General features: G+C 44.4%; 13 protein-coding genes. 11 read left to right on the top strand and 2 right to left on the bottom strand.

The genetic code is table 11. The features are described 5' to 3' along the window. The first annotated feature begins 52 nt into the window (after nt 1-52). Complete coding sequence (locus tag AC5V8P_RS03325) at nt 53-1,645, top strand: glycoside hydrolase family 32 protein (protein WP_064796588.1); 1,593 nt, start codon at nt 53-55, stop codon at nt 1,643-1,645. A gap of 169 nt (nt 1,646-1,814) precedes the next feature. On the opposite strand, the gene AC5V8P_RS03320 is transcribed toward AC5V8P_RS03325, so the two are convergent. Next, complete coding sequence (locus tag AC5V8P_RS03320) at nt 1,815-2,279, bottom strand: MarR family winged helix-turn-helix transcriptional regulator (RefSeq protein ID WP_013369372.1); 465 nt, start codon at nt 2,277-2,279, stop codon at nt 1,815-1,817. Between the two features lie 284 nt (nt 2,280-2,563). Between AC5V8P_RS03320 and AC5V8P_RS03315 the strand changes: the two genes are divergently transcribed. The 4 genes from AC5V8P_RS03315 to AC5V8P_RS03300 all read left to right on the top strand — a co-directional run bounded on the left by AC5V8P_RS03315 (nt 2,564) and on the right by AC5V8P_RS03300 (nt 5,211). Further along, on the top strand, nt 2,564-2,983 hold the full coding sequence (locus AC5V8P_RS03315; RefSeq protein ID WP_064796587.1) for a hypothetical protein: 420 nt from the start codon (nt 2,564-2,566) through the stop codon (nt 2,981-2,983). Nucleotides 2,984-3,178: 195 nt separating this feature from the next. Further along, entirely contained in the window at nt 3,179-3,364 is a 186-nt protein-coding gene (locus AC5V8P_RS03310) for a hypothetical protein (RefSeq protein ID WP_081276786.1), read from the top strand. 16 nt (nt 3,365-3,380) lie between these two features. Then, nucleotides 3,381-3,680, top strand: a complete 300-nt coding sequence (locus tag AC5V8P_RS03305; protein ID WP_063211505.1) for a spore coat protein — start codon at nt 3,381-3,383, stop codon at nt 3,678-3,680. 190 nt (nt 3,681-3,870) lie between these two features. Then, nucleotides 3,871-5,211: an amino acid permease gene (locus tag AC5V8P_RS03300; protein WP_064796586.1), complete on the top strand. Its 1,341-nt coding sequence runs from the start codon at nt 3,871-3,873 to the stop codon at nt 5,209-5,211. Nucleotides 5,212-5,231: 20 nt separating this feature from the next. Here AC5V8P_RS03300 and AC5V8P_RS03295 read toward each other — a convergent pair whose 3' ends face one another. Next, entirely contained in the window at nt 5,232-5,864 is a 633-nt protein-coding gene (locus AC5V8P_RS03295) for a LysE family transporter (RefSeq protein ID WP_081276785.1), read from the bottom strand. A gap of 290 nt (nt 5,865-6,154) precedes the next feature. Here AC5V8P_RS03295 and AC5V8P_RS03290 point away from each other — a divergent pair, with 290 nt between their 5' ends. The 6 genes from AC5V8P_RS03290 to AC5V8P_RS03265 form a co-directional block, all read left to right on the top strand. Beyond that, nucleotides 6,155-7,123 (top strand): SIS domain-containing protein, encoded by a 969-nt coding sequence (locus AC5V8P_RS03290; RefSeq protein WP_064796585.1) that lies wholly within the window; start codon nt 6,155-6,157, stop codon nt 7,121-7,123. 28 nt (nt 7,124-7,151) lie between these two features. Beyond that, nucleotides 7,152-7,964 (top strand): fructoselysine 6-kinase, encoded by an 813-nt coding sequence (locus AC5V8P_RS03285; RefSeq protein ID WP_064796584.1) that lies wholly within the window; start codon nt 7,152-7,154, stop codon nt 7,962-7,964. Nucleotides 7,965-8,059: 95 nt separating this feature from the next. Then, nucleotides 8,060-8,773, top strand: coding sequence for a GntR family transcriptional regulator (locus AC5V8P_RS03280; protein ID WP_063211515.1), 714 nt, complete (start codon nt 8,060-8,062; stop codon nt 8,771-8,773). Between the two features lie 138 nt (nt 8,774-8,911). Further along, nucleotides 8,912-10,495: an amidohydrolase gene (locus AC5V8P_RS03275; RefSeq protein WP_064796583.1), complete on the top strand. Its 1,584-nt coding sequence runs from the start codon at nt 8,912-8,914 to the stop codon at nt 10,493-10,495. Nucleotides 10,496-10,497: 2 nt separating this feature from the next. Continuing rightward, nucleotides 10,498-11,928, top strand: coding sequence for a YfcC family protein (locus AC5V8P_RS03270; protein WP_064796582.1), 1,431 nt, complete (start codon nt 10,498-10,500; stop codon nt 11,926-11,928). Nucleotides 11,929-12,093: 165 nt separating this feature from the next. Further along, nucleotides 12,094-13,494: ribonuclease J (locus AC5V8P_RS03265; RefSeq protein WP_495473554.1), on the top strand; the 1,401-nt coding region annotated here is incomplete at its 3' end.

Here is a 13,494-nt window from a genome sequence, read left to right as displayed (position 1 = left end):
TCATCCTTCGGACAATACATAACGATGCAATGAAGTAAGGAGGATCGTCATAATGAGAAAAAAAGCTATCAAGAGCATTGGGATACGATCCGTAGTAGTCATTACAGGCTTAACGATATTCATAGCTATGGGATGGAATATGTACCAACAGGATGCAGGCAAGCCCCCGAAACCTGTTGCAACTCCCAAAAAACAAACAAACCAAAATAAGCAAACAACACCGACCTATCGGGCAGCCTATCATTTCACCGTTCCGGATAAATGGAAAAATGATCCGCAGCGACCGATTTATATGGATGGAAAATATCATTACTACTATTTATATAATCGTGATTACCCTCATAAAAACGGTACAGAATGGCGTCATGCCACATCTACCGACCTGGTTCATTGGAAAGATGAAGGAGTGGCCATTCCCAAATACACCACCCCCAACGGTGATCCTTGGTCGGGTTCGGTTGTGATCGACAATAATGGCACCGCAGGCTTTGGCAAAGGCGCGCTAGTAGCTATTGTCACACAGCCTTCCGCAGATGGAGGAAAGCAGGAACAATTTCTGTGGTACAGTACGGACAAAGGCAAGACGTTTACTTCTTACCGCAACAAGCCCGTGATGTCCAACCCTGGCACAAAGGATTTCAGAGACCCCAAGATTATCCGGGATACTCAGCGCAATCAATGGGTGATGGTCATGGCAGAGGGAACGAAGATTGGTTTTTACAAGTCTAAAAATTTAAAGGATTGGCAGTTTACGAGCGGCTTTCAAACGGAAAATATCGGGCTTGTGGAATGTCCTGATCTTTACCAGATGCGTGCGGATGATGGGACCTATCATTGGATTCTGGGCGCGAGCGCCAATAGCAAACCAAACGGCGGTCCCAACACGTATGCCTACTGGACCGGAGATTTTAATGGGGAAGGATTTCTGCCTAATCGCAGTGAGCCGGAGTGGCTGGATTATGGCTTTGACTGGTATGGTGCGGTTACGTTCGAGGACGGCAATAACAAAGACCAATACAGTCACCGCTATGCGCTAGCCTGGATGAACAATTGGGATTATGCCAATAACACGCCCACCCTTAAAGAAGGCTTTAACGGAATGGATTCAGTTGTTCGCCAAATTCAATTAAAGCGTACAATTGATGAAGGCTATCACTTGGTTTCACAGCCTGTACCAGCTTTGGAGCAATTCCCTACCGCAACGGAATCATTGGGGAAGATCCAAGTAGACGGGACTCACAAGCTCTCAATATCTGGTGATGCCTATCAGTTAGAGGCGGATATATCTTGGTCAACGATCAAAAATGCAGGCTTGAGACTCCGAGAGTCTGCGGATGGCAAGCGTCATGTCGATGTGGGTGTTTCGCTGGAGGGGCAATATTCTTATGTAAATAGAGCGAACACCGGACAGCCGGATCAGAGTGGAACATATGTAGAGAGTAAGGCGCCTTTTGATAATCACAAAAAAAATGTCCACTTGAACATTCTCGTCGATAAAACCAGTATTGAAGTCTTCGTAGATGATGGAGAAGTAGCTTATTCCTCCTTAATATTTCCACGCTTGGAGGATCAGGGAATTACTCTTTTTGCAGATGGCGGTAAAGCTATTTTTAACAATGTAGTGGTCAAACATTTTAGTCGATAGCAGGTACGTATGCTGCTCGTAAGCTTAGGCATATTACACTCAAGTATATAAAAAGTCCACCCATAAAAATATAAGGGTGGACTTTTCTGTGTAAATCTAAATTTTCGTTTAGCACAGCTATAGGATTGTTATTTTATTCACAATTGAATTTGCTAAAATGCTATTCATTCTATTTGTGATAAGGTGACAGATTATCAGCGCTGCGGCCCAATTTTTTGAGCAAGCCAATCAGTTGATCTCTTTCGGTTTCGCTGATTCCGCTAAAGGCACGTTCAATCTGACGTGTATAGTCTGGATAAATTTCGTCCATGACGCGTTGTCCTTCGTCCGTCAACTCTGCATATATAATCCGACGATCTTGGTCGCATGGGTGACGGTGCAAATAACCGCGGCTCTCCAGCTTGTCGATCACATAAGTAACATTTCCGCTTTGCAGAAGCAGCTTGGCTCCAATTTGTTGAATTGGCTGTGCTCCCTTGTGATATAAAACTTCCATTACGGCAAAGGCCGTTGGGTTGAAGCCCACCGTTTTGATGCCAGCAACCGCATGTTCGTTTACACTTTTGAATGACTTGGCAAACACGCTATACAGATGCATGGATTGCTGTGTCACCAATGTTCGGTAATCTATCATCTTCATTCCGCCTTTATGTATGGATTTGGGCATCCTTTGACCGCTCGGTTCGGATGACCGGGCAACCATACCCTTATTACTAGCATAAAGGGATTTACGAAGGGAAAACATGCGATTTGTCACAGTAGCTGCGTTTTTAACTATTTAATTTCAAAGCTTTAAGGTAAAATTTTCAAAAAATAAGTTTTGAATGTAAAAATACCGCTCCAGTTGGTTATATTAAAAAATAACATACCTAATGAACCCAATAACAAAGTAAGATAAATTCAGAGGAGATGAAGCACATGGATACGGGTTCTTTCCGTTTTCAATTTCGTGATCCGCAGCAAGCTGCACAAGCCTGTGAAACATTAAAGGAGATTGGTTACGCTGCTAGCACGAACGGTGATACAGGGCTAAGTGTTCACGTCGAGAACCAGGATGTGCTGTCTGCATTAGAGATCTGCCAAGCTTATGAAGGAAGTATCATTGAGACGGGAGTTGTTGCTTATCGTCCAGGTAATCAAAATAATGGTGTGCCAAATCCAGGCTATAGCCCGGAGGATTGGATTATTCCAGCGCACATCATCAATGAAGACTGGAGCGAGGCGTATAAAAGCGGTTCTTCTCAAACGTTTACTAACACAGCACAAGAACACAACGTCAGCTCTGATCAACACCCGGAAGACGAAGTGGACGGTTTTTCGGGTAGCGTCCATACCTGAATAATGCTGTCTTCCCTGGCTGCTCACTTTGGTATAAAAGGTTCCTTCAAAAACCATGACTGATGGTTTGAAGGGGCCTTTTTGCATATGAGGAACAGCCGAAAAGGGTATTGTGAAAACCTTAGGTTCTTGGATCATGCATAAGGGCATTACTCCTAGGAAATAACATAGAAGTTCAGAAAGGAGGTTATGATCTTGCAAAAACTCGGAGTTCACGAAAAGTTGGAATTGCATGAGCTGCTGACGTTTAAAACGACTTGTATGACAAAAACTCAAGCCATGCTTCCTTTAGTCTCAGATTCAAATTTAAAAAATATTTTACAGCAGGACGTCAGCGGCGGTACACAAGATATTCAACAGCTTAAAAATCTGCTTGTATAGTTTAAGGAGGATTAACGTGAGTTCTTTTACCGAGAATATGAACAGTACGAACCCCATGACTGATCAGGTGATTGCTGCCGATCTGTTAATTGCAGCTAAAAGTGGGATCAAAAACTACGCTGCGGCTTTAACAGAGTCCACTAGCCCGGAAGTTCGAAATGTCCTTTGTGACCAATTGAGCAAAGCTGTTAATCTTCATGAGCAAATTTTTAATTATATGAAGGACAATGGTTATTACAACGCCTATGATCCGGATCAGCAAATTCAAATGGACATTCAAAATGCAGACAAGGCACTTTCTTCATCCAAAAAGTGAGCCGTTAAAGTCAACGGAACAAAATTAACGATGTAGCTACAATGATACCTTAAAAGAAGCACCAGCATGCCAGTTTGCTGGTGCTTCTTTTATTACATTGAATTAACATTCACATGAAATATAGAGAAGAAGGCAATCATAAAGCAACAAGAAATTAGGTCTCAAAATTCAGAATAGGGTGATTTTCTTCATGGGCAAGTCTTCAGCGGGCAACCAAAAAGATCAAAAACTAAAATGGTGGCAACTAAGCTTGTTAGGAGTTGCGGGTACCATCGGTACAGGGTATTTCCTGGGGTCCAGTTTAGCGATTTCCATTGGTGGTCCAGCCGTGCTGATTGCTTACTTCTTGGCAGCAGTCGGAACGTATGTAGTGTTTGATGCCCTTTCACGCATGACGGCTGACCATCCAGAGGAAGGCTCTTTCCGTTCCTATGCCCAAAAAGCCTTTGGCAATTGGGCAGGCTTTGGCAGTGGCTGGGTGTATTGGTTTTCAGAATTGCTTATCAATGGGAGCCAGCTAACCGCCTTGTCTATATTTGCACGTTTTTGGTTTCCTCAGGTACCCATGTGGATTTTTGCGGCAGGCTTCGGGCTCTTAGGACTTGTGATTGTTTTTTTTGGCAATAAGGGTTTTGACCGGGTGGAAAATGTGCTCGCCATCATTAAAATAGCGGCTCTGGTGATGTTTTTGGTCTTAGCGGTTGCCCTTTTGGCAGGCTGGATTGAAGGAGGAAAATATAATCCGAAGTTCCCCCTGAGCTACAAAAACTTTTTTCCAACCGGTGGCATAGGATTATGGTCATCTTTTATTTTTGCTTTTTATGCATATGGAGGTATTGAAGTGCTCGGAATTATGTCCAACCGACTTCAAAACCCGGAGGAAGCACCCAAAGCAGGAAAGGTCATGCTGATTACGCTGGCTGCAGTGTATGTGCTTTCGATTGGGCTGGCTGTGTCCATGGTACCATTAAGTGCCTTTAATCCGAAGGAAAGTCCCTTTGTACTTGCGCTCAGCAGCGATCATCTGGCCTTTGTGCCTCATTTGTTTAACGGAGTCCTTATTATTGCTGGATTCTCCACGATGACAGCATCGCTATATGCAGAGACCTCGATGATGATTACGCTGGCCCAAGAAGGAGATGCGCCCACACTTTTTTCGCGGAAGTGGAAGGACAAATATCCGCTTTATGCACTCAGCCTGATTTCTGTCGGATTAATCTCAGCAATTGTATTATCGGTGCTATTACCAGGAAAGGTATATGAATATATCACCACAGCTGCGGGCTTGATGCTGTTGTATAACTGGTGCTTTATTTTGCTGTCTTCAGGTAAGTTATTGGAATCAAGCACATCGAGCAATATTAAACGCTGGATTGGATTATTGCTGATCGCCTTGGCTGTGGTCGGGGCCTTTTTTCATAAGCTTAGCCGCCCAGGGGTTTACATTAGCTTACTGCTGGTTTTGCTCATTGCAATATGTGACCTCATTGTACAATGGGTCCGCCGAAAGAAGACCAAGAAGTCTCGGTAATTTTGTCAGGGAGTCCAGCATTAGCGTAAAAAAAGCAATTGAAATGCATGTGCACCAAAATAAAAGCCAAAGCCTACAAGGGATAACCCCGACATCCAAGAGATGGTTTTAAGCAATCCGGGTTTGAGAAATCTACGGAAAACACTTGAAGCGGCTGCCATCGTCACATCCCAGACCAGCACGCCTAATATAATCGCACCGCTGTAGACCAATAGCTGTTGTACTGGATATGTACTAGCGACATTAGCCAGTATGGACCCATAAATGCCAAGCCAGAAAAGGATGGAGAGAGGATTAAATAACGACATCAGGAAGCCTGCTACAAAGGAGTTAGTCAGGGTATTCCCATTTCCCCTTAATTCGGATTCTGAAATGACACCAGCATTTTTGATGCTTTCAAGGCCCGTATATACAAGCACAAAAAAACCAAACAGCCATAAAAAAGCTTTGACAAACGGGGAATTAAGAAGGTGGATCATTCCCAAATAGACAAGCATCATATAGATAATGTCTGCTGTAATTGCACCTAGCCCAATAAACCAGGCATGCCAAAATCCATTCTTAATACCTCGATCCAACTGTGCGGCATTGATGGGTCCAATGGGAGCGGAAAGTGACAGACCCAGAAAAATATACCCGAGAAATGTATTAATGGTGCTTTCCTCCTTGATTGTTTATGGTATGTTATGTATTTGTCTAATCTAGTTTATTCGGACAAACCTTTGTGTAAGACCATATTTTTTGTGCGTATAGGGTAGGCTTAGCCGCGTAATGTGTACTGACCCAATGAAGTGAAACCAATCCGAAAAGGAGCTTTAATCCTTAACACAAAAGGGTTAGAGCTTTTTTTTTCGAAGGGGCTTGACACTTTTGTTGAAAGCGCTTATATTTATCTCGTAAACAATACGTTATATAACGTTATATAAAAAGGAGAGATAAACACATGAATGTACAACAGACGATTCAGACGATTTATGAACAAGCGAATGGGGAGATTTCCGAGGTTTATTTGGTAGCCTGCGGGGGCTCACTAGTTGATATGTATCCTTCAAAATATTTTCTGGATAGTGAAGCAAAGAAACTGGTAGCAGGGATGTATACAGCGAATGAATTTGTACATGCGTTGCCAAAACGATTGGGGGCACACTCCGTAGTCATCGTTTGTTCCCACGGTGGAAATACTCCAGAATCAGTCGCAGCTGCTAAATCTGCCAAAGAGAAAGGTGCTTATACCATCGGCCTAACCCACAATAGTGAAGCGAATCTGCTAGACTATTCGGATTATTCCTTCCTTTACGAGTGGGGTGAAGAGAGCGATGTTAAAAACAACCCGATGGCCATTATTTTAGAGCTTACGGTTGAACTGCTTCAAATCGCTGAGGGCTATGTACATTACTCTGCCTTCCAGAATGGATTGGGGGCAATCAACGGCATTATTAACCGGGCCAAAGTTCAAGTTGAACCGCGTGCCCGTGTATTTGCTGACAGATACCGCAATGAGGAACTCTTTTATATCCTGACCAGCGGAGCGTCTTATGGACATGCTTACGGCTTTGCCATCTGCTCGCTGATGGAAATGCAATGGCTTCATGCAGCTTCTATCCACTCTGGTGAGTTCTTCCATGGGCCGTTTGAAGTTACGGATAAGGAAACTCCGTTTATTCTAATGATCAATGAAGGACGTACACGGGCGCTGGATGAGCGGGCACAGACTTTCCTGAATCAGTATGCCGAGAAAGTGGAAGTTATTGATGCGAAGGAGCTTGGCATTGGAACGATTGCAGACGAAGTGGTAGAGTTTTTTAACCCGGTTTTATTTTACAGCATTGTATGTGTGTATCGTGAAGCACTCGCGAAAGTACGCAATCACCCATTGGAAACTCGCCGTTATATGGGCAAAGTAGCTTACTAAGCGTACCTACCAACAGGAGGAAACCATCATGAAGGTTCTAGGCATTGGCGATAATGTGGTAGATAAATATGTTCATCTGCGCTTGATGTACCCTGGTGGCAATGCACTTAATTTCAGTGTGTTTGCCAAAAAAGCGGGAGTGGATGCAGCCTTTATAGGTGTGTTCGGGGACGATCACGAAGCGCGGCATGTAGAACACACCCTGCGTGAGCTTGACGTCGACATTTCACGGTGCAAATATCACAGCGGTGAGAACGGCTGCGCACGGGTAACCCTCGAAGACGGAGACAGAGTATTTCTGGGCAGTAATGAGGGGGGAGTAACACGTCTCCATCCATTGGAACTGAGCGAAGAGGACAAAGATTATCTTGGCGGATTCGATCTTATTCATACAGGCTTGTACAGTCATACAGGCCACTTGCTGCCTGAGTTGGAGGCGCTGGGCATCCCAATTTCTTTTGATTTCTCAGATGATTTTACTGATTCACAGGTAGAACAATTTATCAAGCATGCCGATTTCGCTTTTTTTTCTTGCAGCCATATGACGGATGAAGAGACACAGAATTATATTCGCTCCAAGCGAATAAAAGAGGGGCAAATTCTAGTCGCCACACGTGGCGGTGACCGATCCATCGCCTATGATGGTACGAAGTTCTATTTCCAAATGCCTGATTCCGTTGAGGCTGTGGATACTATGGGGGCAGGCGACTCTTATATAACTGCTTTTTTACTGAGCTTTTTGAAAAAAGGCAACATTCAGGCTGCTATGGCAGAAGGCTCAAGGCTTGCAGCCCAGAGCTGCCTGGTAGAAGGCTCCTTCGGTTACGGCGTTCATTATTGAGGATCCTTTACGAATATCTTCACTTGTAAGAATATGTAACCTTTGATACTCTAAGTGAGAGTGATATAACGTTATATGACAAGTGAGGGTACATTATGTTGAATTCAGACCAAGCCGAGCCATTATATATTCAATTACAAAAAGCGGTCAAAACCGCTATTCATAATGGAACATTTACGCAAGGAAGCCGTATACCGACCGAAACAGAGCTAAGCGAGATGTATAATGTTAGTCGGATTACCGTAAGGAAAGCAATTGCCGAATTGGTTCATGAAGGTTATCTGACCAAACGTCAGGGAAAGGGCACCTTTGTCAATATACCCAGAATTGGACGGAAGATTGAGCATGTGATCAGCTTTACGGCGGCATGCAAATCCAATGGACTCTCTTCACACAGTGAGGTAACAAAACGTGAAATCATAGCAGCAGATGAGGAAATTGCACATCAATTGCAGTTGTCGCAGGGAGAAAAAGTGCTATATATCCAGCGTAAAAGATACGCAGATGATCGCCCTCTAATGCTGGAGAACAATTATTATCCTTATGAGCGGTTTGCCTTTCTAATGAACGAGCAATTGGAGGGGTCCGTATACGAACTGCTGCGGCAAAAATACGGCATTGATCCTAACCAGCCGGGAGAGACGATATTACAAATTGCTTTGGCAGATGAATATCAGGCCAAGCAGCTGGAGACGGCGATCGGGCAGGCACTGTTTTACATGCATACTATTATTTATGACCAGCATGGAAGCCCGGTTCATGTGGGAAAGCAGTATATCATCGGAGACCGCTACCAATTTTCCATATAATTCACTACCTGTTATGCAAGGTAGTTCAGGTACGTGTGGCTTCTGCTTCCATCCGATATGAGGAGAAGCAGAAGCTTTGATATAACGTTATATTACATCATGTGGTGTTAGATGAATCAATCATGAGGTGATGATACTGTGCAAGGGGAAAACGGTACATTAGCAGACAAAGTTTTACTCTCCAGTGCTATTTTTAATGGCTTGGACAATGAAGCTTCACCCGGGTTTGTTGCAGTGCGAGGAGAACGTATTGCAGCAGTGGGGTGTCCGGAAGAGGCGCAAGCCTGGATAGGAACGGAAACAGTTGTTTATGATCTGGGCGATGCCTTTATTATGCCGGGAATTCATGACAACCATGTATTTTTCACTGGATATATGTCAATGCATCGGGGTGTGGATCTTACGCATATAGGTTCAAGTGAAGAAGCAGTGAAACTACTGCTGCAAGAGGCGAGCAACCTTCCGCCAGAAAGAGATGTAACCGCTTACGGTTGGAGTGAGGAAAGATGGGGGAAGCTGCCCGAACAAAGCTTGTTGGATGGATTATTCCCCGACCGGGCGGTGGTCGCTATCAACCACAATAAAAGCTACTGCTGGATGAACCGATTGGCAGAGGAGAAATATCAATTTTCACCAGATCAGTGTAGTGCTGAAGCACGCGCTTTACTGCTCCAAGCTATGATGCAGGACCACAACCTTGTCCAACAAGAGTTTATGGAGTTTTGCCGCCTGTTGGCTGCGCGAGGAGTTACTTCTATAAAAGATATTGGTTTTGACCGGCATAGCGAGCTGCTTCCGATTCTAGAAGAATTGAAAGCAGCAGGTCAATTGCCACTCCGATTTCATTTCTCGCTGGAACCCGTTGTTGAACCGTTTGATATAGGCATTGGTATCAAGTATAAAGCACTTTATAATGGAGACCTTATACGTTTTCAAGGCTACAAGCTGATGCTTGACGGCGTTGTAGCAGATCATACAGGGGATATGCTGGAGCCTTACGCAGATATGCCTGGAGTCAAGAATTTGAAGACGGTAGATTATGAAAAGATTGAAGCATCAGTTCTGGAAGCGGACAGCCAGGGGATCAAGTGCTGCCTCACTGCAGAAGGCGATGCTGCAATTCGTCAAGCAGTATCCATGATTGAAAAATGCCGCGTGCAGCAAGGCAATCACCTTATCAGACATTCGATCAGTGATCTGGAATATCCACATCCCGAAGACCTGATCAGAATGGGAGAAAATGAAATTTTTGCCGAGGTCTATGCCCAGATTCTGCTGCTGAACCCCTCTTACGAAGAGGCTTATATGTCTACCGTGGCAGGCAAAGAGAATGAAAACCGTTTTTATAATTATAAATCCATGCTGGAAGCTAACGTGCCGATAACTATAGGTACTGATTTGCCTTTATTTATCACCAGTGTCCCTGATTCGCTGTATGCAGCCTCTCACCGCCTATTCCCGGATGGCTCGCCTGCTGGAGGCTGGTACCCTGACCAAGGGATGCCGCCATCTGAAGTTTTAAAGGCATGGACCATTAATGGAGCCAAACATTGTTATATGGAAGAGGTTACAGGTACGCTGGAGGCTGGCAAATATGCTGATATCGCCGTTTTTGATCGCGACCTCCTTAATGCATCCGCTGGCGACGTCAGGGATGCCCAAGTGATATTAACCATTATGGGAGGAACGGTTACGTATAACCATTCTTGGAATGAGGGATAAACATGAACATCAAGAATAAGAAATGGAAATTATCCTTGCCCCATAGTTATACCTTAATATTTTTGATTATTATTACAGTCGCCGCGTTGACATGGATTGTACCTAGCGGTCAATTTGAGCGTCATGAAGTGACAGTGAATGGTGTGACCAAAACGGCAATCGTCTCAGGAACTTATCACTCTGTACCTAAAACGGGGGAGAACGGTGACTTAAGACAGGGAATCCCGCAAATCCTCAGCGCTCCGATCGAGGGGATTATCAATGCCGCTGATGTTGTCTCTTTTGTACTTATTGTAGGCGGCTCCTTCGGTATTATTTTGCAGACGGGGGCTATTGATCGTGCGCTGACAGCTCTGGCCAGGCGGTTGAAGAATAAGGGGATTTTGCTTATTCCCATTGCTATGGTCATCTTCAGTCTCGGAGGTTCTACCTTTGGGATGAGTGAAGAAATTATTCCACTGTATGCGATTTTTATTCCGTTAATGTTTGCCTTGGGTTTTGATTCTATCACAGCTATTCTGATTTTATTTCTGGGTACGCAAATTGGCTACGTTGGTTCGACTGTGAATCCCTTTTCCGTGTTGATTGCCCAAGGAATAGCAGGGGTAGAGGGGAATCCTCAGCTTTGGCTGAGATTTATTGAATGGCTTGTGTTTACGATGATATCTATTGCTTTTACGATGTGGTATGCGCACCGGGTGAAGCGAAATCCAGAGAAATCCATCGTGTTTCAGAGTGACATTATAAACCGCGAGCAATTTATAAAGGAAAGCACAGGCGAGGACGTCGTCTTCACGTTACGAGACAAACTAATTATAGGTGGATTTATTGTAACGCTTGGAGCGATTGTTTGGGGAATTTTGGTCAAAGGCTGGTATATGACGGAGATCGGCGCTCTTTTCTTTGCCCTTGGTCTTTTTGTCGGGATTGTTACAAAAATGAGCCAGAAGGAAATAGCTGAGAATTTTGTAAAAGGATGTGGAGAATTTATCTACGCTGCGGTGATCATAGGCCTCGCCCGCGGAATCCTGATTATCGCAGAACAGGGGATGATTATTGATACCGTATTGAATGCACTTGCAAGTGTCCTGGAAGGATTGCCAAGTTATTTATTCACGACGATTATGTTGCTTGCGCATAATATCATCACTTTCCTGGTCCCTTCTTCTTCGGGAGAAGCTGCACTAACCATGCCTGTTCTCGCGCCGCTTGGCGATCTTGTCGGCATTAATCGTGAAGCTGTAGTCACAGCGTACCAATTTGGTAATGGGTTGACCAATCTCATTTCACCAACAGGTGGAGTGCTGCTGGCCGGATTGGCTATTGCCCGGATTAGCTTTGGGCAGTGGCTGAAAGTAATCTTCAAACTATTCCCGATCCTATGGCTGATTGCTGCTATTTTTGCTGCGATATCGGCTGCGGTGGGTATCTAACAATCAAGTAAGGGCCCCTGTCTGTTAGAGACAAGGGTTTCTTTTCGTGTACTATGAACCCTTTTATTTAGGAAAGACTATGCACTTCTTTTTCCAATATGATGCATAAGTTTACGTGGAAAATGAATAATATGGATAGCATTTTCCTAAGGAGGAAATAGACCGATGCTTGCTGATAACAGATTACTTATTGCTGCGCTAGGCGGCGTTAACGAAATTGGGAAAAATATGTATCTGATCCAATACGATCAGGATATTGTTGTCATCGATTGTGGCTCCAAGTTTCCTAATGAGAATTTGCCTGGTATTGACCTCATTGTACCGGATGTCACCTATCTGCTGGAGAATCAGGATAAAGTCAGAGCGCTCATTGTAACGCATGGCCATGAGGATCACATCGGAGGCATTCCTTATTTGCTAAAACAGATCAATATCCCCGTATACGGCACAAAGCTCACTATCGAATTGATCAAGATTAAACTAAAGGAACATAACCTTTTGCGTGATGCCAAGCTTCATCTTATAGATGCGGATTCAACGGTTCAGGCAGGCATGATTAAGGCGTCCTTTTTCACCACTGTACACAGCATCCCTGATTGCCTGGGCGTCTTTTTTCAGACACCCGAAGGAAATGTGGTTCATACCGGGGATTTTAAATTCGACATGTCTCCTGTCAGCGGACCTTTCCCTGATCTTCATCGCATGGCTGAAATTGGAAAACAAGGAGTTAAAGTGCTTCTTTCCGAAAGTACAAATGCCGAAAGACCAGGATTTACGCCTTCAGAACGTTTGGTTGGCGGGCATATTTTGGACGCTTTCGCTAGAGCCAAGCAGCAAGTATTCATTTCTACATTTGCTTCCAATGTTAACCGTGTCCAGCAGGTCATTGACGCGGCTGTCGAGACAGGCAGAAAACTGGTTTTACTGGGACGCAGCATGATCAATGTGGTGACTGTGGCTAAGGAGCTGGGTTTCTTGCATATGCCGGAAGACTTGTTGATTGAGGCTGGAGAAACGGAGCGCTATCCTGCAGAAAAAATTGCAATTTTATGCACAGGAAGTCAGGGTGAACCGATGGCTGCACTATCCCGACTAGCCAATTCTTTGCATCCCAAAATCGAAATTCTGCCTGGTGATACTGTAATCATCGCAGCAGGGGCTATACCCGGGAATGAACGGAATCTTTCCCAGGTCATCGATAACCTGTACGTACTGGGCGCTAACGTTATTTATGGTTCAGGTAGCGCCACGGGAATGCACGTATCCGGTCATGGTAGCCAAGAAGAGTTGAAATTAATGATGACTCTGATGAAACCCCAGTATTTGATTCCTATACATGGTGAATTCAGAATGCTGCATCAGCATCGCCAGCTAGCAGAGTCAGTCGGGATACCAATGGAAAACGTATTTATTGTCCGAAACGGTGATACGATTCAAATCGTAGAGGGGAGAGCGTCTCTGGGTCCCCAAGTACCATCCGGCAATAGCCTGGTAGATGGGCTGGTAACCGGTGATGTGGGCAATATTGTATTGCGGGACCGTAAAAAACTTGCCTCAGACGGAATG

This window comes from Paenibacillus sp. N119s, assembly GCF_059447605.1.
The sequence above is the reverse complement of the archived record's forward strand: the minus strand, read 5'-3'. Positions and strand labels throughout refer to the sequence as shown.

Coding starts and splice junctions, on each gene's coding strand:
- AC5V8P_RS03270 (WP_064796582.1), top strand. CDS start 10,498: ATGAACATCAAGAATAAGAAATGGAAATTATCCTTGCCCCATAGTTAT.
- AC5V8P_RS03325 (WP_064796588.1), top strand. CDS start 53: ATGAGAAAAAAAGCTATCAAGAGCATTGGGATACGATCCGTAGTAGTC.
- AC5V8P_RS03280 (WP_063211515.1), top strand. CDS start 8,060: ATGTTGAATTCAGACCAAGCCGAGCCATTATATATTCAATTACAAAAA.
- AC5V8P_RS03320 (WP_013369372.1), bottom strand. CDS start 2,279: ATGATAGATTACCGAACATTGGTGACACAGCAATCCATGCATCTGTAT.
- AC5V8P_RS03285 (WP_064796584.1), top strand. CDS start 7,152: ATGAAGGTTCTAGGCATTGGCGATAATGTGGTAGATAAATATGTTCAT.
- AC5V8P_RS03300 (WP_064796586.1), top strand. CDS start 3,871: ATGGGCAAGTCTTCAGCGGGCAACCAAAAAGATCAAAAACTAAAATGG.
- AC5V8P_RS03290 (WP_064796585.1), top strand. CDS start 6,155: ATGAATGTACAACAGACGATTCAGACGATTTATGAACAAGCGAATGGG.
- AC5V8P_RS03315 (WP_064796587.1), top strand. CDS start 2,564: ATGGATACGGGTTCTTTCCGTTTTCAATTTCGTGATCCGCAGCAAGCT.